Annotated in this window: 22 protein-coding genes; 13 read left to right on the forward strand and 9 right to left on the reverse strand. The window is 62.8% G+C overall.

The features are described from left to right. Positions 1 to 40: 40 nt before the first annotated feature. From CO671_RS24965 to CO671_RS24985, 5 genes are all read right to left on the reverse strand, one after another. Positions 41 to 1,009, reverse strand: a complete 969-nt coding sequence (locus tag CO671_RS24965; RefSeq protein WP_097608134.1) for an adenosine deaminase — start codon at positions 1,007 to 1,009, stop codon at positions 41 to 43. Continuing rightward, positions 1,006 to 2,226 (reverse strand): phosphopentomutase, encoded by a 1,221-nt coding sequence (locus CO671_RS24970; protein ID WP_097608135.1) that lies wholly within the window; start codon positions 2,224 to 2,226, stop codon positions 1,006 to 1,008. The genes CO671_RS24965 and CO671_RS24970 overlap by 4 nt, the downstream gene beginning before the upstream one ends. A 104-nt stretch (positions 2,227 to 2,330) precedes the next feature. Next, positions 2,331 to 2,912, reverse strand: coding sequence for a TadE/TadG family type IV pilus assembly protein (locus CO671_RS24975; RefSeq protein ID WP_097608136.1), 582 nt, complete (start codon positions 2,910 to 2,912; stop codon positions 2,331 to 2,333). Further along, positions 2,912 to 3,547: a TadE/TadG family type IV pilus assembly protein gene (locus CO671_RS24980; RefSeq protein WP_097608157.1), complete on the reverse strand. Its 636-nt coding sequence runs from the start codon at positions 3,545 to 3,547 to the stop codon at positions 2,912 to 2,914. The genes CO671_RS24975 and CO671_RS24980 overlap by 1 nt, the downstream gene beginning before the upstream one ends. 110 nt (positions 3,548 to 3,657) lie before the next feature. Further along, positions 3,658 to 4,065: a pilus assembly protein N-terminal domain-containing protein gene (locus CO671_RS24985; protein ID WP_010028435.1), complete on the reverse strand. Its 408-nt coding sequence runs from the start codon at positions 4,063 to 4,065 to the stop codon at positions 3,658 to 3,660. A gap of 378 nt (positions 4,066 to 4,443) precedes the next feature. Here CO671_RS24985 and CO671_RS24990 point away from each other — a divergent pair, with 378 nt between their 5' ends. The 10 genes from CO671_RS24990 to CO671_RS25035 all read left to right on the forward strand — a co-directional run bounded on the left by CO671_RS24990 (position 4,444) and on the right by CO671_RS25035 (position 14,037). Continuing rightward, positions 4,444 to 4,629, forward strand: coding sequence for a Flp family type IVb pilin (locus CO671_RS24990; protein ID WP_064681527.1), 186 nt, complete (start codon positions 4,444 to 4,446; stop codon positions 4,627 to 4,629). Between the two features lie 122 nt (positions 4,630 to 4,751). Continuing rightward, positions 4,752 to 5,264 carry a prepilin peptidase gene (locus CO671_RS24995; RefSeq protein WP_097608137.1) on the forward strand — a complete coding sequence of 171 codons (513 nt, stop codon included), beginning with the start codon at positions 4,752 to 4,754 and terminating at the stop codon, positions 5,262 to 5,264. Between the two features lie 110 nt (positions 5,265 to 5,374). Next, a complete protein-coding gene (gene cpaB / locus CO671_RS25000; RefSeq protein WP_097608138.1) occupies positions 5,375 to 6,190 on the forward strand; it encodes a Flp pilus assembly protein CpaB in 816 nt (271 codons plus the stop codon). 12 nt (positions 6,191 to 6,202) lie between these two features. Beyond that, entirely contained in the window at positions 6,203 to 7,702 is a 1,500-nt protein-coding gene (locus CO671_RS25005; protein ID WP_097608139.1) for a type II and III secretion system protein family protein, read from the forward strand. Beyond that, positions 7,699 to 8,457 carry a CpaD family pilus assembly protein gene (locus CO671_RS25010; RefSeq protein WP_097608140.1) on the forward strand — a complete coding sequence of 253 codons (759 nt, stop codon included), beginning with the start codon at positions 7,699 to 7,701 and terminating at the stop codon, positions 8,455 to 8,457. Before CO671_RS25005 ends, CO671_RS25010 begins: the two co-directional genes overlap by 4 nt. Before the next feature lie 14 nt (positions 8,458 to 8,471). Beyond that, positions 8,472 to 9,749 carry a CpaE family protein gene (locus CO671_RS25015; RefSeq protein WP_097608141.1) on the forward strand — a complete coding sequence of 426 codons (1,278 nt, stop codon included), beginning with the start codon at positions 8,472 to 8,474 and terminating at the stop codon, positions 9,747 to 9,749. A gap of 30 nt (positions 9,750 to 9,779) precedes the next feature. Then, positions 9,780 to 11,264, forward strand: a complete 1,485-nt coding sequence (locus tag CO671_RS25020; protein ID WP_097608142.1) for a CpaF family protein — start codon at positions 9,780 to 9,782, stop codon at positions 11,262 to 11,264. 4 nt (positions 11,265 to 11,268) lie between these two features. Then, on the forward strand, positions 11,269 to 12,276 hold the full coding sequence (locus CO671_RS25025; RefSeq protein WP_097608143.1) for a type II secretion system F family protein: 1,008 nt from the start codon (positions 11,269 to 11,271) through the stop codon (positions 12,274 to 12,276). A 14-nt stretch (positions 12,277 to 12,290) separates the two neighbouring features. Next, positions 12,291 to 13,274: a type II secretion system F family protein gene (locus tag CO671_RS25030; protein ID WP_097608144.1), complete on the forward strand. Its 984-nt coding sequence runs from the start codon at positions 12,291 to 12,293 to the stop codon at positions 13,272 to 13,274. A gap of 130 nt (positions 13,275 to 13,404) precedes the next feature. Continuing rightward, positions 13,405 to 14,037 (forward strand): LysE family translocator, encoded by a 633-nt coding sequence (locus CO671_RS25035; protein ID WP_097608145.1) that lies wholly within the window; start codon positions 13,405 to 13,407, stop codon positions 14,035 to 14,037. Positions 14,038 to 14,044: 7 nt separating this feature from the next. On the opposite strand, the gene CO671_RS25040 is transcribed toward CO671_RS25035, so the two are convergent. Beyond that, positions 14,045 to 14,884: a tetratricopeptide repeat protein gene (locus CO671_RS25040; RefSeq protein ID WP_097608146.1), complete on the reverse strand. Its 840-nt coding sequence runs from the start codon at positions 14,882 to 14,884 to the stop codon at positions 14,045 to 14,047. A 142-nt stretch (positions 14,885 to 15,026) separates the two neighbouring features. On the opposite strand from CO671_RS25040, the gene CO671_RS25045 reads away from it, so the two are divergent. From CO671_RS25045 to CO671_RS25055, 3 genes are all read left to right on the forward strand, one after another. After that, entirely contained in the window at positions 15,027 to 16,418 is a 1,392-nt protein-coding gene (locus CO671_RS25045; RefSeq protein WP_097608147.1) for a M17 family metallopeptidase, read from the forward strand. A 263-nt stretch (positions 16,419 to 16,681) separates the two neighbouring features. Then, a complete protein-coding gene (locus CO671_RS25050) occupies positions 16,682 to 17,032 on the forward strand; it encodes a MarR family winged helix-turn-helix transcriptional regulator (protein ID WP_010032039.1) in 351 nt (116 codons plus the stop codon). 24 nt (positions 17,033 to 17,056) lie between these two features. Further along, entirely contained in the window at positions 17,057 to 17,914 is an 858-nt protein-coding gene (locus CO671_RS25055) for an NlpC/P60 family protein (RefSeq protein WP_097608148.1), read from the forward strand. Here CO671_RS25055 and CO671_RS25060 read toward each other — a convergent pair. Genes CO671_RS25060 through CO671_RS25070 form a run of 3 tightly spaced genes read right to left on the reverse strand, consistent with a single transcriptional unit; the run spans position 17,907 to position 21,148 of the window. Further along, entirely contained in the window at positions 17,907 to 19,298 is a 1,392-nt protein-coding gene (locus CO671_RS25060; protein ID WP_097608158.1) for an amidase, read from the reverse strand. The genes CO671_RS25055 and CO671_RS25060 overlap by 8 nt on opposite strands. Positions 19,299 to 19,333: 35 nt before the next feature. Beyond that, positions 19,334 to 20,197, reverse strand: coding sequence for an ABC transporter permease (locus CO671_RS25065; protein ID WP_097608149.1), 864 nt, complete (start codon positions 20,195 to 20,197; stop codon positions 19,334 to 19,336). A 3-nt stretch (positions 20,198 to 20,200) separates the two neighbouring features. Next, positions 20,201 to 21,148, reverse strand: coding sequence for an ABC transporter permease (locus CO671_RS25070; protein ID WP_097608150.1), 948 nt, complete (start codon positions 21,146 to 21,148; stop codon positions 20,201 to 20,203). Between the last annotated feature and the right edge of the window lie 319 nt (positions 21,149 to 21,467).

Here is a 21,467-nt window from a genome sequence, read left to right on the forward strand (position 1 = left end):
AACCTCCGGAGCCTTTCCCCGTCAGGAAAGGCGCGCACTCTCAAAGGCGGGCGAGCAGAGCCCTCCGCGTCTCCTCGTCGACGAAGGCCGCTTCGATTGCGGTGCGCGTCATGGCGTCGATCTCCGCATCGCCGAAGCCGAAAGCTTCAGCGGCAAGCGCATATTCCCGCTCGAGCGACGTATGGAAGAAGGGCGGATCATCCGAGCTGATCGTCACCGGCACGCCCGCTTCCTTCAGCCGGCGCAGCGGGTGCGAAGCGAAATCGGGAAAGACCCGCAGGGCGATATTGGAGCCGGGGCAGACCTCGAGCACGGTGCCGAGATCGGCAAGCCGCTTCACCAGATCGAGATCTTCGACGGCGCGCACGCCATGGCCGATGCGCGCGGGGCGCACGGCATCAAGTGCATCGGCGACGCTGAAGGCGCCGCAAACCTCGCCGGCATGGATGGTGAGTCCCAGGCCGGCATCGCGGGCGATATCGAAGGCGCGGGCATAATCGGCCACGCGGCCCATGCGCTCTTCGCCGGCAAGATTGAAACCGGTGATCAACGGATTGCCTGCCTTGGCGGCATATTCGGCCGCACCGATCACGCTCTCCGGGCCGAAATGCCGCTCGCCGGTGACGATCAGCCGGGCCTCGATGCCGCCCTTTTCCCGAGCGCGCCGGATGCCTTCGCAGACACCCGCTATATAGGCATCGGCGCCGAGCCCGATGCGTTTGCCATGATCGGGTGAGACGATGAGTTCGCTGTAGATCGTGTTGATGGCGGCCAGTTCATCGAGATAGGTTTCGGTCAGAAGCGCATAGTCCTCCTCGGTCTTGTAGACCTCCGAAACCTTGTCGTAGCATTCGAGGAAGCTTGCGAAATCATGCCAGACATAGGCGCCGTCGCGAAGCTGCCCGCTGATGTCGATGCCGTATTTCCGCGCCTGCGCCTCGGTCAGGGCAGGCGGTGCCGCACCCTCCAGATGGCAGTGCAGCTCGACCTTCTTCAAATGCGATGTCACAGAAAACTCCTTCCGTGCGGTCCGGCCGGAATGCCGAGATGGCGCGCAATGCTTTCGCCGATATCGGCATAGGTGCGGCGTACGCCGATCGAACGCGACCTTATGCCGGGGCCATAGGCGATAACAGGCACGCGTTCGCGCGTATGGTCGGTGCCGCGCCAGGTCGGATCGCAGCCATGATCGGCGGTAAGCACGACGAGGTCGCCCAGCTTCAGCTTCTTGTGGACTTCGGGCAGGCGCGCATCGAAAGCTTCGAGGGCTGCTGCATATCCCGGCACGTCACGGCGATGGCCGTAATTCATGTCGAAATCGACGAAATTGGTGAAGACGAGATCGCCGTCCTCCGCCTCGTCGATCGCCGACAGCGTCGCATCCATCAGCGCCTCGTTGCCGTTTGCCTTGATCAGCCTGGAAATGCCCTGATGGGCGAAGATGTCGCCGATCTTTCCCACAGCATGCACATGCCGGCCGTGCTCGAGCAGCCGGTCGAGCAGGGTCGGCTCCGGTGGCAGCACGGAGAAGTCGCGCCGGTTTCCGGTGCGCTGGAAGGTGGAGGCCGAATGGCCGACGAAGGGCCGGGCGATGACGCGGCCAATATTGTAGGGATCAAGCAGTCCCCGGGCGATACGGCAGAAGGCGAGCAGCCGATCGAGGCCGAAATGCACCTCATGCGCCGCGACCTGGAAGACCGAATCCGAAGAGGTGTAGCAGATCGGCTTGCCGGTGCGGATATGGTCCTCGCCGAGCCGGGCGATGATATCGGTTCCCGAGGCATGACAATTGCCAAGAATGCCCGGCACTTCAGCCTGCCGGCACAGCGCCTCGATCAATTGCTGAGGGAAGGCGTCGCCCTCGGTCGGGAAATACCCCCAGTCGAAGCTGACCGGCGTGCCGGCGATCTCCCAATGGCCGGACGGCGTATCCTTGCCGCGCGAGATTTCGCTGGCGGCGCCATAAACGCCGTAAACCTTGTCCGGGACGGGCATGCCGGCGGGGAAACGGCCGGAGGCGGACCGTGCGATGTGCATCAATCCCAGTTCCGACATGTTGGGCAGGGAAAGCGGCCCGCCACGCAATCCGTCGCGATCGCCGGCTCCGGCTGCACAGAATTCGGCGATGTGACCGAGCGTATCGGCACCCTCGTCGCCATAGGCCGCCGCATCCGGCGCGCCGCCGACGCCGAAGGAATCCAGAACGAAAAGAAAGGCACGCGCCATGTTACACCCGAGAGACCGATCACCCCTCCGGTATGTCGGAAGCGGCTAAGGCCCAGGCATATAATGCCGCGGCCGGCTTGGCAAATTCGAGATCGTGAAGGCCGTCAGCAGTCGCCGCAGGGGATCGAATCGCCTTGCCGCTGGCGGTAGAAATAGCTGCGGCTGATGGTGATCGTGCGCATCCCATCCGGCATGAAGTTCGGCGCGAACAGGAACATTGTATAGGGAATGCTGAGTTCGGTGCGGACGAGGAAGCTGTTGGCCGTCTTCATGTCCGAGGGCACGTCGCTGACGGCGGTGTTCTTGGCATAGGGCACGCTCCCGTCCTGCGCCCAGGACCAGAGTACCTTCGCATTGGCGCTGGCGTCGACGGTAATCCCGGTGATCTTCAGCGTCAGCGAGGTCGAGTTGTAGGGCACGAAGATCGCGGTTGCGACCGACCGCATCTCTGCGAGCGTGCTCTTCGTGACCGATTGCTGCTGGGTGACAAGATCGGCGATCGAACCGGCGGCGCGGGTCGCACGCTTGGAGACGCTGAGGCCGATCGTGATCTCGAAAGCGCCGATATAGAGCATCACGAGCACGGGAAAGAGGATCGCAAATTCGATCGCGCCGGCGCCCTTGCGCTCTCGGATCAGCCGCCGCGCCGTCAGTGCCAGTCTGGTGAACGGGTTGCGCAATGCCATTATGGATACTGCTCGTTCTGGAAGGCCGCGGTCGCGATAATCAGATATTGCGTCGGCATCGAACCGTCGGAGGGACGGATCGTCGTGATGTAAGGCCGGACCAGATCCGTGATGATTTCCCAGCGATAGTAAGCGCGCACCATGTTGATCGTGCCGGCGCCGCCGGGCGTATATTTGATAGCGGCCGTATTGATGTCGGAATATCTGTCGGTGGAGAGCTTGGGGATTGTCGTCGGAATGGCCGAGAAGGCGGTGAAGGTCTGCACATCCAGGTAAAGCTTGCTCGGCGTGGCGGCCTCGGTCGCCGAGCAGCTGATCAGGATCGCGATCTCGCCGCAGAAGGCCTGACGGAATTGCGTTTGAGTCATATCGGTCGTACGGCCGAGATTGTAGGTGATCTGCCCGGTCCGCATCCGGCGGCTCATCGTATCGACGGCATTGGAGACGAGTTCTTCGGCGGCGAAAGCGATGAAGGTTTCGAGGATCGCGAAGATTACGACGAAATAAGGGATGGCAAGCAGGGCGAATTCGATCGCCGCCGCGCCGTCGCGCGAGCGGGCGGCAGCGCGAAACTGGGAAAAACGGAACGGCGCAAAGGCGCGCTCCTCATCCGTCTTCTGATCAACTACCGTCATTGCCTGGACCCGAGCGACATCTACCTGCCACACTAGGGTCCGTTCGTTGATTTTCCGTTTCAGTCCGATACGACGATTTTAACGAATGGCGAAGATCCGAGCCGAGCCGATCAGGGTGACGTGCCGCCGGCCGCTTGCTGCGCATGCTGCTCGCAGTTCGGCGTGCAGGACAGCACGGAGCGCTCCGTCTGCCGGTAGACGCGCACCGTGTTGCCCTCGTCGATCGACACCAGGATGCGCTCGTCGAGGATGGCGTTGCCGTCGGCGTCCAGCAGAACGAGATTGGTTGTGCCGAAGCTGCGTCCTGTCAGGACGATCGTCTTGGCATCGGCGACGGTCGCGTCGGCGACCTTGGCATTGCCGACGATCACCTTGCTGACGGGGCGGTCGAGCTTCAACACGCGCGCGTGATCCATATAGACGCGCAGCATGTCATCGTCTGCGGCCGCGGAAACTCCCGAAACACCGAAAACGGCGATCATGCCGGCAAAGAAAATGGTTTTGCCGCTCGATGACATTTGGTCCTCTTTCACGATCACAGCGCAATAGCGCATAGAATGGAAAAAAATGGTGAATGAAGCTTTAAACTCACCCAGTTGTTTCGAGGTGAGGCAGGATGATCCGATTTGGCACGCGCTCCGGGCAGCACACGTCCCAGTTGGCGGCGGCCCCAGCGCTATTTCCAGGTGAAACCCGTCGTTAACCCAGGAATATCGTTAAATATTGAGAGAAATGAATAAGATAATACTTACCATACAGCGGCCTCTTACTGCCTTCACATCTCGTTAACTCTTTTTCTTAAGCCGATAGAAACGCCCATTCACTAGATTGCGGTCATCCGATCAACGGCAACAGTTGGCGGACGTGCTGAACATCAACTGGAGTTAGGAGTAACCATGACCAAGCTTTTTAGCCGTTTTCTGAAGGACGAATCCGGCGCGACCGCAATTGAATACGGCCTGATCGCCGCCCTCATTTCCGTCGCGCTCATCACCGGCGCAACGAGCCTCGGCGGCAAGATCGGCAACACGTTCAACGGCCTGAGCACCAAGATGGACGGCGCCACTTCGGCGGCCAACTAAGCGAGCTGCCGCGAAGCGGCATCTCCCATTCTGGCCGGAACTGCTCTGGCTGGTCTATCGAGCGGGCTCACGCGCCGTACGGCCGTGAGCCTTTTCGCATCTTACGATGATCGGGTATACGCATGATCGCAGCTGCAGTCTTTCTAATTCTGCCACTCTGCCTCGCCATGGCGGCCTTCTCGGATCTGTTCACCATGACGATCCCGAACCGCGTTTCCCTGATCCTTATCGTCTCGTTCCTCGTGCTCGCGCCGCTTTCCGGCCTGGGCCTAGCGGCAATCGGCATACATCTTGCCGCTGCCGCTATCGTGCTTGCCGCCTGTTTTGCGCTTTTTGCCTTCAATGTGATGGGCGGTGGGGACGCCAAGCTTCTGACCGCCACCGCGCTCTGGTTCGGCCTGAACCAATCCCTTGCCCTGCTGATGGCCGACGTCGCCATGATCGGCGGTCTCATCACCCTGCTCATCCTGCTGGTGAGAACGCAGTCGAACACCATTCTCGCCATCGGCCTGCCGGTGCCGAACTCGGTGCTGCTCGCCAAGAAGATCCCTTACGGCATCGCCATCGCGATCGGCGGCTTCATGGCCTTTCCGTCCTCACCGATCTTCATCGCCGCGCTGGAAAGCCTGAAATAACGGCATTTTAAATGCTCGTTAACTTAAAATGTAAGCGTTCCATTAACCATAATTATACCAATTGCTGAGCATTCTGCAGGGCGAACATATCGTGCCTTGAGGAATGATCGATGAAACCGGCCCGCCTGATAATCCTAGCTGTCGCCCTGGTGGCAGCCGGCCTCGCCGGCTTCCTGGCGATGCAAATGGCCGGAAGTGGCAGTGTCGTCACCCAGGTCCAGTCGGTCATCGAGAAAGAACCCACCGTCAACATCCTCGTCTCGAGCGCCAATCTGCCGGTCGGCGCAAGGCTGGGCGACGACACGGTGCATTGGATGGCCTGGCCGAAGGACGGGGTCGTCCAGGGATTCATCACCGAAGCCGACAAGCCGGATGCGATCAAGGATCTGCAGGGCGCCGTCGTGCGTCTGCCGATCTTCGAAGGCGAGCCGATCCGGCCTGAAAAGGTCGCCGATTCCAGCAGCCGTATCCTGTCCTCGCTGTTGCCGGCCGGCAAACGCGCCGTTGCGACCGAGATATCCGTGGCAACGGGCGCCGGCGGCTTCATCCTGCCGAACGACCGCGTCGACGTCATCATGGTCCGCAAGGGCACCGAGGCCAACAAGCTCATCACCGAAACAGTGCTCAGCAATGTCCGCGTTCTCGCCATCGACCAGCAGATCCAGGAACAGGACGACGGCTCGAAGGCCGTGGTCGGCACCACTGCGACGCTCGAGCTTACGCCCGATCAGACCAAGGTTCTCGCCGTCGCCCAGCAGATGGCCGACCGGCTGTCGCTCGCGCTGCGCTCGGTCGCCGATGCGCAGGAGCAGGATACCAGTGCCGCCGACTACCTGCTCAGCGGTGACAACGGCAGTGCGATCATTCAGGTCATCAAGTCGGGCTCCATCGTAACGGACGCCGGCGAAGCGCCGAAGCCGGAGTAAAGGGACGTGGAAATGGGCAATTCAACGCGGCGCGCCAAGCTTCTTCTGACAGGCAGCCTTTCGTTTGCGGTTTGCGTCACCGGCCTGGCGCCAGCCCCTTTCGGGCCGCTGCTCGCCCTCGATCAGGCGCGTGCCGATTCTGGAAACCTTATCCGCATCGCGCAGACCGGCCCCGACGCGCATCGTCGGCTGAAGCTCGGGTTGAACAAGGCCGTCGTCGTTGATCTGCCGGAGGATGCGCACGATATTCTCGTATCCGATCCGAGCATGGCCGATGCCGTCACCCGTACCTCACGGCGCATCTATCTGTTCGGCAAGAAGGTCGGTCAGACGAATATTTTTGTCTTCGGCGCCGGCGGGCAGGAGATCATCAATCTCGATATCGAGATCGAACGCGACGTCTCCGGTCTCGAAGCCAATCTCCGCCGCTTCATTCCCGATTCCGCCATCAACGTCGAAATCGTCTCCGACAACATCGTCCTGACCGGCACCGTGCGCACCCCGCAGGACGCCACGCAGGCCGCCGATCTCGCCCAGGTTTTCCTGAAGGGCGGCGAGGCGACGACGAGAACGGAGACGGCGTCCGGCACTGGCGGCGACAGCGCGGTGGCGCTCTTTGCCGAAGGCCGGCAGACTTCCCAGGTCGTTAACCTGCTGAAGATCGAGGGTGAGGACCAGGTCACCCTCAAGGTCACGATCGCCGAGGTCCGTCGTGAGGTGCTGAAGCAGCTCGGCTTCGACAACCTGGTTTCCAATTCCTCCGGCATGACGGTCGCCCAGCTCGGCACTCCCAGCGCCGACAGCGCGACGGCGACGGTTGGCGGCGGCCTGGCGGCACTCTTCAAGAGCTCGATCGGCAAATACGATATCTCCACCTATCTCAATGCGCTGGAGCAGGCCAAGGTCGTCAGGACGCTTGCCGAGCCGACGCTGACGGCTATCTCCGGCCAGGCCGCGACCTTCAATTCCGGCGGCCAGCAGCTTTACTCGACGACCGACAGCGACGGCAATGTCACCGTCGTGCCCTTCAATTATGGTATCAACCTGGCCTTCAAGCCGGTTGTCCTGTCGTCGGGCCGCATCAGCTTGGAGATCAAGACCAACGTCTCCGAACCGGTGGCCGGCAGCGGCAACGCCACCTATCAGCGCCGTTCGGCAGAGACCTCGGTGGAGCTGCCCTCGGGCGGCTCGATCGCGCTCGCCGGCCTCATCCGCGACAACGTCTCCCAGACGATGGGCGGCACGCCCGGCGTTTCGAAGATTCCGCTGCTCGGAACGCTGTTCCGCCAGAAGGGCTTCGAACGTCAGGAAACCGAGCTCGTCATCATCGCAACGCCCTATCTGGTGCGTCCGGTGGCGCGCAATCAGCTGAACCGGCCGGACGACAATTTCAGCCCCGAGAACGACGGTGCGACCTTCTTCCTCAACCGTGTCAACAAGGTCTATGGCCGCCGCGAGGCACCCGTCGCGGATGCACAATTCCACGGCTCGATCGGGTTTATCTACAAATGAGTGGAGGCGCATCGGCAGCAATGGCACAGAACAGAGATCAGGCGATGGCCTTCATGACTTCGACGACACCCCGGCTTGCAATCTCCAAGGCGCTTTTCGTCACGGCCGCCGTTTCGGTGGCGATCCTTTCCGGATGCGCCGGCCCGCACGACCAGCTGACAACCGGCGGCATTCCGGATGATTACCGTGCCCGTCACCCGATCATCGTCACAGAGGCCGAGCAGACGGTGGATATTCCGGTTGCTTCCACCGATCGGCGCCTGACCATCGCTCAGCGCGATCTCATCCGCGGCTTTGCCGCAAACTATATCTCCCGCGCCTCGGGTCCGGTGTATGTATTGTCGCCGGAAGGCTCGCCGAATTCGGCAGCCGCCCATCAGCTGCGCAATCAGGTCCGCGCCGAGTTGGCGTCGAGAGGGATCGCGAGCTCGAAAATCATCAATACCTCCTATGCCGCCGCCGGTGCCGGCGATGCGGCGCCGATCCGCCTGAGCTTCACCGGCACGACCGCGGTCACCACGCAGTGCGGTCAGTGGCCGAAGGACATTTCGAACGATTTCGCCAATCAGAATTACTATAATTTCGGCTGCGCCACGCAGAACAACCTCGCCGCCCAGGTCGCCAATCCGGAGGACCTGGTGGCGCCTCGCGGCATGACGCCGATCGACGCGCAGCGGCGCAACAATGCGATCCAGGAATACCGAACGACGACATCGACGATCGAGGATGTCGCCGGCAGCGACAGCAGCTTCTGAGGCGAGACGGGACGATGAGCGCCATCGAATACGAGATCAAGAATCCCAGCGAGCTTCGTCACGCCGAAGAGGCGGTGCGCATGGCGGATCTGGAAGCCATGCGGCCGCTGCCGCGCATTTCCGTTCACGCCTTCTGCGAGAGCGAGACCCTGCAGCATGTCATGGAACGCTGTGCCAATGACCGGCGCATGGCGAAGGTGAGCCTGCGCATCACCAGCGGCGGCATCGCCGCTGCCGCCAATATGTTTTCCGGTGCGCCGACGCCGAACCTCATCATCCTCGAGACCAAGGCGAATGTCGGAAGCCTCCTTGCCGAGCTCGCCCCGCTCGCCGCGGTCTGCGATCCGACCACCAAGGTCGTCATCGTCGGCTACTATAACGATATCGGACTGTATCGCGAGCTGATCCGCAACGGCATTTCCGAATACATGGTCCAGCCCGTCGCCATGCCCGATATCCTTGCGGCGATGGCCTCGATCTTCGTCGATCCGGAAGCCGAGCCGCTCGGCCGCAGTATCGCCTTCATCGGCTCGAAGGGCGGCACCGGCGCTTCCACCATCGCCCATAATTGCGCTTTCGGCATTTCCAATCTCTTCTCCACCGAGACGATCCTCGCCGACCTCGACCTTCCCTATGGCACGGCGAATATCGACTTCGACCAGGATCCGGCCCAGGGCATCGCCGAGGCGGTCTTCGCGCCCGACCGTCTCGACGAGGTCTTCCTCGACCGCCTGCTGACGAAATGTTCCGAGCATCTGTCGCTGCTCGCCGCACCCTCGCTGCTCGACCGCGCCTATGATTTCGACGGCCAGGCCTTCCAGCCGGTGCTCGACGTCCTGCAGCGCAGCGCCCCCGTCACCGTGCTCGACGTTCCGCATGCATGGTCGGAATGGACCCGCTCGGTGCTGGCGAGCGTCGACGAGGTGGTCATCGCGGCCGTTCCCGATCTTGCCAACCTGCGCAACACCAAAAACATGCTGGATGCGCTGCGCAAGATGCGGCCGAATGATAAGCCGCCGCATCTCATTCTCAATCAGGTCGGCATGCCGAAACGTCCCGAGATCTCGCCGTCGGATTTCTGCGAGCCTTTGGAGATCGATCCGATCGCGATCATCCCCTTCGATATCAACCTCTTCGGCAACGCCGCCAACAGCGGCCGGATGATCTCGGAAGTCGATCCCAGGTCGCCGACGGCGGAAACCTTTTCGCAGATATCGCACATCGTCACCGGCCGAGCGGCGATCAGGAAGGCGAAGAAGGGCGGCCTGCTGGGCCTCCTGAAGCGCAAGTAACGACAAGAACGAGCAGATTGGATCGAGGGCATGTTTGGAAAACGCGGAAACGAAGGTTTCGGAAAGGCTGGGGGTGCGATCGCTTCTCCGCCGCCGGCTCCGGCCGCGCCCGCATCCGCACCCGTGGCATCCTCTCCCTCCATTCTGGTCGAACCCTCGCGCGAGAACCAGCGCCAGCAGATGACGCCGCCGCCGATGCAGGCGCCGCAACGTAAGCGCCCCGTTCGCACCGACGAATATTACGACACCAAACAGCAGGTCTTTTCTGCACTGATCGACACGATCGATCTCTCGCAGCTTTCCAAGCTCGACGGCGAAAGCGCGCGCGAGGAAATCCGCGACATCGTCAACGACATCATCACCATCAAGAATTTCGCGATGTCGATCTCCGAGCAGGAAGAGCTGCTCGAAGATATCTGCAACGACGTCCTCGGCTACGGTCCGCTGGAGCCGCTGCTGGCGCGCGACGACATCGCCGACATCATGGTCAACGGCGCTGGCCAGACCTTCATCGAAGTCGGCGGCAAGACGATCGAATCGGAAATCCGTTTTCGCGACAACGCGCAGCTTCTTTCCATCTGTCAGCGGATTGTTAGCCAGGTCGGCCGGCGCGTCGATGAATCGAGCCCGATCTGCGACGCGCGCCTGCCCGATGGCTCGCGCGTCAACGTCATCGCGCCGCCGCTGTCGATCGACGGGCCGGCGCTCACCATCCGCAAGTTCAAGAAAGACAAGCTGACGCTCGATCAGCTCGTCCGTTTCGGTGCAATCACGCCGGAAGGCGCGACCGTGCTGCAGATCATCGGGCGAGTGCGCTGCAACGTCATCATTTCAGGCGGCACGGGTTCGGGCAAAACGACCCTCCTGAACTGCCTGACCAATTATATCGACCGCGACGAGCGCGTCATCACCTGCGAGGATACGGCCGAACTGCAGCTGCAGCAGCCGCATGTCGTGCGTCTGGAAACGCGCCCGCCGAATATCGAAGGCGAGGGCGAGATCACTATGCGCGATCTCGTCAAGAACTGCCTGCGTATGCGCCCCGAGCGCATCATCGTCGGCGAAGTGCGCGGACCCGAGGTATTTGACCTGCTGCAGGCGATGAACACCGGTCACGACGGCTCGATGGGCACGATCCACGCCAACACCCCGCGTGAATGCCTGAGCCGTATCGAATCGATGATCGCCATGGGCGGCTTCACGCTACCGGCAAAGACGGTGCGCGAGATCATCTCCACCTCGGTCGACGTCATCATCCAGGCGGCGCGCCTGCGCGACGGTTCGCGCCGCATCACTCAGATCACCGAGGTGATCGGCATGGAAGGCGACGTCATCATCACCCAGGATCTGATGCGCTACGAGATCGAAGGCGAAGACGCGGGCGGCCGATTGATCGGCCGGCACATGTCGACCGGCGTCGGCAAGCCGCATTTCTGGGATCGGGCTCGTTACTTCAACGAGGAAAAGCGCCTGGCCGCCGCCCTCGACGCGATGGAAGCGAAAACCAAGGATTAGGCTGATGTTCGGGTTCGATCCGGTAGTCCTGGCAATCGTCGTCCTCGCTGCAGTTTCCGCGGCGGCGGTCGCCTATGCCCTGATGTTTTCCCGGATCGAGGCCGACAAGAAATCGGCAAGCCGCATCAATCGTGTGAAATCGGCAGAGGTCGACCGGGTCAAGGTCAAGGCTGCTCGCGACCGCGTGCAGGAACTGTCGAAGCGGCGCAAGTCGGTGCAGGACAATCTGAAGGATCTGGAAAAACGCCAGCACGAAAAAACCCGTAAGACCCTGTCGATGAAATCCCGCCTGTTGCAGGCCGGCCTGCCGATCAGCGTGGGGAAATTCTATCTCATCAGTGCCATCTTCGCCTCGGTGCTGCTGTTCGGGGCCTTCGTCGTCGGCGCATCTTGGATGGTCATGATCGGCATTGCCGTCGTTGCCGGTCTCGGCCTGCCGCGCTGGGTTCTCGGCTTCCTGATCAAGCGCCGCCAGAACAAATTCCTCAACGAGCTCCCGAATGCACTCGACGTCATCACCCGCTCGATCAAGTCAGGTCTGCCGCTCAACGATGCGATCCGGCTGATCGGAACCGAAGGCACCGAGCCGGTCAAGAGCGAGTTCCGGCGAGTAATCGAGGCGCAGCAGGTGGGCCTCAGCATTCCCGACGCCTGCGCCCGCATGACGCTCCACATGCCGCTCCAGGAAGTCAACTTCTTCGCGATCGTCATCGCCATCCAGTCGCAGGCGGGCGGCAATCTGTCGGAAGCGATCGGCAACCTCTCCAAGGTGCTACGCGAGCGCCGGAAGATGAAGGCCAAGGTGTCGGCGCTGTCGATGGAAGCCAAGGCGTCGGCCGTCATCATCGGCGCGCTGCCCTTCATCGTCGCGACCCTCGTCTACCTCACCTCGCCGAACTACATGATGATCCTTTTTACCGATCCGCGCGGTCATTTCATCATGGGTGTCTCGGCGATCTGGATGTCGATCGGCATCTTCGTCATGCGCAACATGGTCAATTTTGACATCTAGCGGAAGGAAGCACCATGTCGCAGGACCTCGCCGCAACGCTGACCAATCCGGGCATGCTGATCGCCATCTTTGTCGCGATCGCCGTCTTCGCCACTTTCTACACGATCGCCATCCCCTTTTTCGAGCGCGGCGATCTCAGCAAGCGCATGAAGGCTGTTTCGACCGAGCGCGAGCAGATCCGCGCCCGCGAACGCGCCCGCATGAATACCGATCCGGCCGGCAAGGCGTCGCTCCGCAGCCAGAACAATCGCTCGGTCCGCCAGATCGTCGAGCGGTTCAACCTGCGCCAGGCGCTGGTCGACGAAAATACGGTCAACAAGCTGCGTGCCGCCGGTTTCCGCTCGGAGAATGCGCTGAATACCTTCCTTGTCGCGCGCTTCCTGCTGCCCTTCCTCTTCCTGGCGCTTGCCGCCTTCTGGGTCTTCGGCCTCGGCAACCTCGCCGAAAGGGGCATGCCTATCCGCCTCTTTGCCGTCATCGGCATCGGCTATATCGGTTTCTACGCGCCCAACATCTATATCTCCAACCGCATGGGCAAGCGTCAGCATTCGATCAAGCGCGCCTGGCCGGATGCGTTGGACCTGATGCTGATCTGCGTCGAATCCGGTATCTCGATCGAGGCGGCGATGCGTCGCGTGTCGGAGGAACTTGGCGAGCAGTCGCCGCCGCTCGCCGAAGAGATGGTCCTGACGACGGCAGAGCTTTCCTTCCTGCCGGATCGCCGGGTGGCGCTGGAAAACCTTGCCACGCGCACCCAGATCGAACTGGTGCGGTCGGTGACCCAGGCGCTGATCCAGGCCGATCGCTACGGCACGCCGGTCGCCCAAGCGCTGCGCGTTCTCGCTCAGGAAGGGCGCGACGAGCGCATGAACGAGGCGGAAAAGAAGGCGGCCGCCCTGCCGCCGAAACTGACGGTGCCGATGATTCTGTTCTTCCTGCCGGTGCTGATCGCCGTCATTCTCGGCCCGGCCGGCATCCAGGTGGCGGACAAGTTCTGACGGGTGCGCGGACGATATGTCGTCCGTGCCCGTGACGGGCGCCGGCATAGCTGCTAAACGGGATGGACGATGATCGGCTGCACGGAGGCCGTGCGTCTCTGACGCCTTCCATACCGAAAGAGAGGTTCACATGTCTTCTCAGGGCATTTTCATCAGCATCATGGCAGCCCTGGTGGTCGGCGCCATGAGCCCCGGCCCGAGCTTCGTCGTCGTCTCCAGGATCGCCATTTCACGGTCGCGGCTGGACGGACTTGCGGCCGCGCTGGGCATGGGCGCCGGTGGTGTGGTGTTTGCCGTGCTGGCGCTCGCCGGGCTGACGGCGCTGCTATCTCAATTCGGATGGCTCTATATCCTGCTGAAGGTCGCAGGCGGCGCCTATCTCGTCTATATCGCCGTCAATATCTGGAAAGGCGCCGGTCGGCCGCTCGAGGTTTCCGACGCCGTCCATGGCCACCGCGCGCCGATGCGCAGTTTCGCGACCGCGCTGCTGACCCAGCTCAGCAACCCGAAGACCATCATCGTCTATGCCAGCCTGTTTGCCGCGTTTTTGCCGAGGACGGTGCCGCTCGATCTCATCTTCGCGCTGCCGCTCGGTGTCTTTGCGGTGGAGGCGGGCTGGTATTCGATCGTGGCGCTCGCTTTTTCGGCCCGCCATCCGCGGCGGCTCTATCTCCATGCCAAGGGCTGGATCGACCGGGCCGCCGGCGCCGTCATGGGCGGCCTCGGTCTCCGTCTCATCCTTTCGGGCATCAGCGTCCGCTGAACACGGTTTAGTTGGTATTGCTGTCGTCCGCCGCGCCCGGCGTCTTGTCCTTGGCGGCGAGCTTCTGCCAGGAGTTCTGCTGCGAGAGCATGCCCCTGAGATAGGCGACATTGGCATCGGCCTGCTGCGGCGAAAGTTCGCGCCGCGCGATCTGCTCGGCTTCCGGGAAACGTCCCTGCAGGCCGACGACGAGGGCAAGGTTCTGCCTGACGCGGCTGTCGGCGTTTGGTTGGCCGGCGGCCGAGCGCAGATAGGTTTCGGCCGTGCGCAGGTCGCCGGTCAGCACGTAGGACATTCCGAGATTGGAGAGGATGGACGGTTCGTTCGGCTGAATGTCGAGCGCGTCGCGGTAGCGCTGCCTGGCCTCGCTTGCCCGGCCCATCTGATCGAGGATCGCGCCTTGGGCCGAGATCAGCCTCCAGTCCGGACGATCCGGTGTCTGGGCCCGGCCGATCGTGTCGAGCGCCTGCTGGAACTGTCCGGCTGCCGCTTGCGCCTTGCCATAGGCGGCCAGCACGGTGCGGTCGCCGGGATTGGCGATCGCCACCTGCTGCATGACGGCGAGTGCCTGCGCGTCACGGCCGTTCATGCGCAGCAGATTGGCATAGTTGACGCCGGTGACGGGATCGCGCGGGTTCTTGTCATAGGCCTGGCCGAGCCGATCCGTTGCCGAGCGCAGCTCGGTCGCGTCCATCTCTTCGACCGGCTTGGTGAGTTTCGGCACCGAGCCTGTCGTCATCCGGTCCTTCGTCGTCGTCGAGCAGCCCGCCAGCGCAAGGACGATCAGCGACGCCGCGACGCCCTGCAGGAAGCGATTGGTGGATATGGTGGTGAGCGAGGCAGGCATGACGCGTTCCTGATTCCGAAATCGGCGCCTGACCTCGAACGCGGAACAGGGAAAGGTTTGACGCAATCTTCGCTCCAGCAATAGTCTGTTAACCCTAACAGACCGTTAAGGAGTGATTCCTGACGACCGCCGAAGGACAATCATGGCCCCCTATCAGTTCATCGAAAGACCGACCCCCTTCAACACGAAGGGCGGTTCGACGCTGCCGATCTTTGCCGTCACACCCGCCCATATCGAGACCGGCACAATCGATCCGATCGCCCTCGACTGGGCGAAAAAGGCAGGGTTCAAGGCAGAGAGCGGATCGCTGCTGCTGATCCCGACCGCCGAAGGCCATCTCGGCGGCGCGCTTTTCGGCCTCGGCACCAATCCGTCCGAACAGCCCTATATCGCCGGCAGACTCGCGCGTGCGCTGCCGGCCGGCGACTGGCACATCGAGACCGCGCCGCTGACGGCAAATCGCCTAGCCCTCGGCTTCGGGCTCGGCAGCTACCGTTTCGACCGCTATAAATCGGAAAAATCTCCAGCTGCGACAATGCTCATTCCGAGCGATGCCGACGGCGCCGACATCAAGCGCCAGCTCGCCGGCGTCTTTCTCGCCCGCGATCTCATCAATACGCCGACAAACGACATGGGGCCGGACCAGCTCGAGGCGGCCTTCCGCGGCCTGGCTCAGCATTACAAGGCGGAAGTATCGGTGATAACAGGTGAGGCACTGCTTGAGCAAAACTTCCCGCTCGTCCATACCGTCGGCCGCGCCAGCGCCGATGCGCCGCGCCTTCTCGAACTGCGCTGGGGCAAGAAGGGCCATCGCAAGGTGACGCTCGTCGGCAAGGGCGTCTGCTTCGATACTGGCGGTCTCGACATCAAGCCTGCTGCCTCGATGCTGCTGATGAAGAAGGACATGGGCGGCGCCGCCAACGTCATGGGGCTCGCCCTGATGATCATGGACGCCAAGCTGAAGGTCGATCTGCGTGTCATCGTCCCGGTCGTCGAAAACGCGATCTCCTCCAACGCCTTCCGCCCAGGCGACATTTATCGCAGCCGCAAGGGCCTCACCGTCCAGATCGACAATACCGACGCCGAAGGCCGCCTGATCCTGGCCGATGCGCTCGCCTATGCCGACGAGGAGGGACCCGAGCTCTTGATCGACATGGCGACGCTGACCGGTGCCGCTCGCGTTGCGCTGGGTCCGGATCTTCCGCCCTTCTTCACCGACGACACCAATCTGGCGCATGACCTGACCGAAGCGAGCCTGGAAACGGACGATCCGATCTGGCGCCTGCCGCTCTATCCCGGCTACGAAAAGGATATCCGCGCCAAATTCGCCGATCTCACCAACGCGCCGGCCGGCGGCATGGCGGGATCGATCACCGCTGCGCTCTTCCTCAAGCGTTTCGTCAGCAAGACGAAGAGCTGGGCGCATTTCGATATTTACGGATGGGCCCAGTCTGAACGGCCGCATTCGCCGGGCGGCGGCGAAGCCCAGGCGATCCGCGCGCTCTTTCATCATATCCGCACCGGCCTGCGCTAGAGCATGATGCCGAAAAGTGTAAGCGGTTTTCGGATGACATCATGCTCTAACTCTTTAATTTAGAACAGGATTCAGATTTTAGGCCAATGGGCCTAAAATCATCCTGTTCTAAGGCACGTCGGCCGAAACCGCGCTGGCGTTGGACAGAGGGCGATCGTTAAAATTTTATTCACCCTGCCGGACGGCAATTGCCGGCCGCCCTTGCATGTCCATGGCAACTGCCGGAAAATGAAACGCTAGCGTAACGATTTTCCGGAGGGGCCGTGCCGATCGAACTGACCGCCTCGCAGGCGCTGGGGCTCTGGCATGGCGTGGCGCTCGATCAGGTGCGCCTTGACGATCGCGATTTGACGTTGCGCCAGATGGCGATCCTGCTGCATATTTATCTGGTGCCGCCGCCCCACACCGTGCGCGGGCTTGCCGCCACGCTCGGTGTCACCAAGCCGGTCATCACCCGCGCGCTGGACACGATGGGCGAGATGGGCCTGGTCGATCGCGTGCGCGACGATGCCGACCGGCGCAACGTCATCATCAAGCGCACCGTCGGCGGCGCGCTTTACCTGGAAAAGCTCGGCGATCTCGTCCGGGAGCAGGGCCGCCGTCTGCCGATCTGAACGGGCGATCTGAAAGGAATGGGAATGACGATGTTCGACCGCCGCCTGCATGCCTATAGGCCCGATCTCGCGGAAGCAGAACTCGAAGGCAAGGTGGAGGCGTCGCGCTTCGTGGAAGGCGCCCCCGCGCGCGTCGCCGTTCCCGTCATTGCCTTGCGCCCCGAGCCGGCGCTTGCGCGCGGCATTGATACGGAGCTGCTCCTTGGCGAGCAGGTGACGGTTTTCGATCGCGCCGACGGCTGGTGCTGGGTGAAAGCCGCTTCGGACGGTTATGTCGGTTATCTCCCCGCAGACGCGCTCTCGCAAATTGACCCGGCACCGACCCATATCGTCACCGCCGCGCGCACCTTCCTCTACCCGGAGCCCGAACTGCGCAAGCCGCACCTGACGACGCTTTCGATGGGAAGCCGCGTTCACGTCGCCGGCGAGGCGGAAGCGCGGGGCAATCATTATGTCGTGCTTGAGGATGGAACCGCGATCTTCGCCAGGCACGTCCAGCCGATCGGCGCTCTCGACGGTGCCGATTATGTCGAGATCGCCGCCCGATTCCTGGAGACGCCCTATCTCTGGGGCGGGCGCTCCGGTCTCGGCATCGATTGCTCCGGCCTCGTCCAGCTTGCGATGCTGATGACCGGCCGACAGGCGCCGCGCGATACCGACATGCAGGCAGCCGGCCTCGGCGAAGCGATCGACCGCTCCGAAATCCGTCGTGGTGACCTGGTGTTCTGGAAGGGCCATGTGGCGATTTTCGAGGATCCGCAGACCATCCTTCATGCCAATGGTCACAGCATGACGGTGGCGCGCGAGAATTTCGAGGCCGCCGTCGAGCGCATAGGCTCGCTCTACCAACAGCCGACCGGCTATCGCCGCCCGTTCAAGTGACTGGTGGCCGCGGCCAGGCGCTTACGCCGCCCGTCCAGTCTTCGAAGGCTTTCGACAGCCTGAGGACCCGCATGTCGTCGAAGCGTGGCCCGACGATCTGCAGCCCGATCGGCATGCCCGACCGGGAGAAGCCGCAATTGATCGAGGCGGCCGGCTGTTCCGACATGTTCCATGGCACGGTGAAGGCGATATGTTCGAACGGCCTTGCCGGATCGTTGGTCGGCGATGCCCATTCGGCCGGATAGGAAATGATCGGGTTGGTCGGCGAGAGCAGCGCGTCGATCGTGGTGAACAGCTGTCCGCAGCTCCTGCGCATTTCGATCGTCTGGTTGAAGCCTCTGACCGCATCGACGCCGCTGACATCGGCGCCGGCCTTCGCCCAATCGCCTATATAGGGCAGGATACTGTCGCGCCGCTCTTCGTCCAGGCCTGCGATATCGCTCCAGAGGCGGGCGCGCCAGAAGCTGTCGAGCCCGTCAAGCATGGCGCGCGTCAGCACCGGTTGGACGGATATGATGGTGGCGCCGGCCTTCTCGAAACCTTTTGCCGCCGCTTCGACCGCGCCCGTGATTTCGTCATCCACCGCAAGCCCGCAGCCGGCATCGAGCATCAGGCCGATCTTCATGCCTGACATGTCGATCTCGAGATCCATCCAGTTGAAATCGTTCGGCGGCAGGCTGGTGCCGTCGCGCCAGTCCGGCCGTGACAGCGTCGCCATGGAAAAGGCCGCATCCTCGACCCTGCGCGTCATCGGGCCGAGGCAGCGCCCGACATAATAGGGATCGGCCGGGATGCGCCCATGGCTCGGCTTGTAGCCGAAGATGCCGGTCCAGCCGGCAGGCAGGCGCACCGAGCCGCCGATATCCGTGCCGATATGCAGCGGCCCGTAGCCGGCCGCCGCCGCGCCGGCAGCGCCGGCGCTCGATCCGCCGGGATTCTGTGTGATGTTCCAGGGATTACGGCTGAGGGCATGGAAGCTCGAAAGGCCGGAGGAAAGCATGCCGTAATCGGGGCAGGTGGTCTTGGCGAAGATCACTGCGCCATCCTCGCGCAGCCGGGCGGCGGCCGGCGCATCGGCTTCCGCCGGTTTCAACTCCACCGCCTTGGTGCCGAACGGCACCGGCTGGCCCTTCGTGGCGATCAATTCCTTCAGCGTCACCGGAATGCCGTCGAGCGCGCCGAGCGGCCGTCCCTTCGCCCACCGCGCCGTCGATGCTTTCGCCTGCGCACGCGCCGCTTCCGGATCGTAGAGGTAGAGCGCTGAAATCGACGGCTCCCAGGCGGCGATATGGTCTTCGAGCGCGAGCCAGTATTCCAGCGGCGAAAGGCTTTTATCGGCGAAGCGCCGTCTGAGCTCGCGGATGGTCAGATGGGTGTCGCTCATGGCCTCGGTCCTGGGCTTTTTGTCTCGGGAGGACATCAGCGGCTTGCCTCGCGTGGATCGAGAAGGTCGCGCAAGCCGTCGCCGAGCACGTTGAAGCCGAGGACAGCAAGCGCGATGGCAAGGCCCGGCAGGATCGCCAGCCAGGGGGCCAGCGCCAGATAGGTTTGCGCATCGGCGAGCATCCGGCCCCATGTCGGCGCCGGCGGTGCCATGCCGAGTCCGAGAAAGCTGAGACCGGCTTCGGTCAGGATCGCCAGCCCGAGCTGGATCGCCCCATGCACGATGATCTGGCTGATGATATTCGGCAGCACATGGCGCAGCGAAATGGTCAGGCGCGTATTGCCGATCGCGCGCGCCGCCGTCACATAATCCCGGCTCCAGGCCTGCAGCGAGGTCGCAAGCGTCACCCTGGCAAAGACCGGGATCATGAAGACGGCGATCGCGGCGATCGCGGTGAACCGGCCCGGCCCGAGAAAGGCGCCGAGCACCATCGCCGACAGGATTGGCGGCAAGGCAAAAATGACGTCGCAGATGCGCATCAGCAGCGCTTCGAACGGGCCGCGGATCGCCGCCGCCGAAACGCCGGCGATCGAACCGAGCGTCCCGCCGATCGCAACCGCGCTGATGGCGATCGACAGCGAATTCCAGCATCCCGCCATCAGCATCGACAGCACGTCGCGGCCGAACTGGTCGGTGCCGAGCAGGCCGAAGGCGAGCGGCGGCTGCAGTTTGTGGACGATCTGCATCTTTGCCGGCGGCAGCGGCGTCCAGACGAGCGACAGCAGCGCAACGGCGATCAGCAGGCCGACGATGACAGCACCCGAGATCAGGTTCTTTCGCCGGCTAAGTCTAGGTGCCGGACGACGGCGGGCGATGGCCGTGAATGTGATCCGTGCCATCTGTCAGGCCGCCTTTCTCATCCTGGGATCGATCGCTAGATAGGAGAGATCGACGATGAAATTCACCACGACGACAAGGGCGGCGAAGAACAGCACGACATCCTGCATGACGATGATGTCGCGCTGGGAAAGCGCCTGCAGCGCAAGGCGCCCGAGGCCGGGCAGGTTGAAGACGTTTTCCACCAGCACCGCGCCGGCGACGAGAAAGGTGAACTGCAGCCCGATCATGGTGAGGATCGGGATCAGTGCGTTCGGCACGACGTGCCGCCATAACACGGCGCTGCGCGAAAGCCCTTTGGCCACCGCGGTGCGGGCAAAATCCTCATGCATCGTCTCGAGCACGGCCGAACGCGCCACCCGCGTCAACACGCCCGCCTGCGGCATTGCCAGTGCGACCGCCGGTAGAACAAGCGCCTGCAATGCCGGCAGAAGACCGGCGCCCCAGCCCGGGAAACCGCCGGCCGGCATCAGTCTGAGCATCGTCGAAAACAGAATGATCAGCAGCAGGGCCACCCAGAAAGCCGGCATGGCGATGCTGATCTGTGAAAACAGCGCTGCGGCGATATCGAAGACACGACCGCGGCGCGAGGCGGCCAGCACGCCGAGCGGCAGGGCGATCGCCACCGAAAGTGCGATCGCCATCAACGCCAGCGGCAGCGTCACCGCCAGCCGCTCGACGATCAATCCCGCGACCGGAACACCATAGGTGTAGGATTGGCCGAGATCGCCTGACAATACGCCCGCCAACCATTGCCCGTAACGCAGGATGAGCGGCTGGTCGAGTCCGAGATCATGGCGCAGCGCCGCTAAGGTCTCCGGGCTTGCCGAGGTGCCGAGCATGATCGAAGCGGGATCGCCGGGCAGGAGATCCATGACGGTGAAGATCAGCAGTGAGACGATGAGAAGCGTGATGACAAGGCCGGCGAAGCGGCGGGCAAGGAGGGCGATCATGTGGGCCACGCTGCCGAGATGGCACGGCGGCTCTCCCATGGGCTGGCGTTGGATTTGGCGAGAAGTTCAACCCCACTCTCTGTCATCCTCGGCCTTGAGCCGAGGATCCATGTCGCGGCTGTTGGTGGGTGCCGTGTGGATGCTCGGCTCAAGGCCGAGCATGACGGAGGGCGGGGCGGGTGGAAGGAGCCCTCCAGCGAAATCAAACCATGTCGGCCCCATCTGAATGGAGTTGGCGAGCCAGGGGAAGGGCTGCACGCTGTATCGGCCAAATACATGTCGGATCTGTCCAAGGCCATCCCCTTTATTGCGTCACCAC

This window comes from Rhizobium sp. M10 (assembly GCF_002531955.1).
Taxonomy (GTDB): Bacteria; Pseudomonadota; Alphaproteobacteria; order Rhizobiales; family Rhizobiaceae; genus Rhizobium; species Rhizobium etli_C.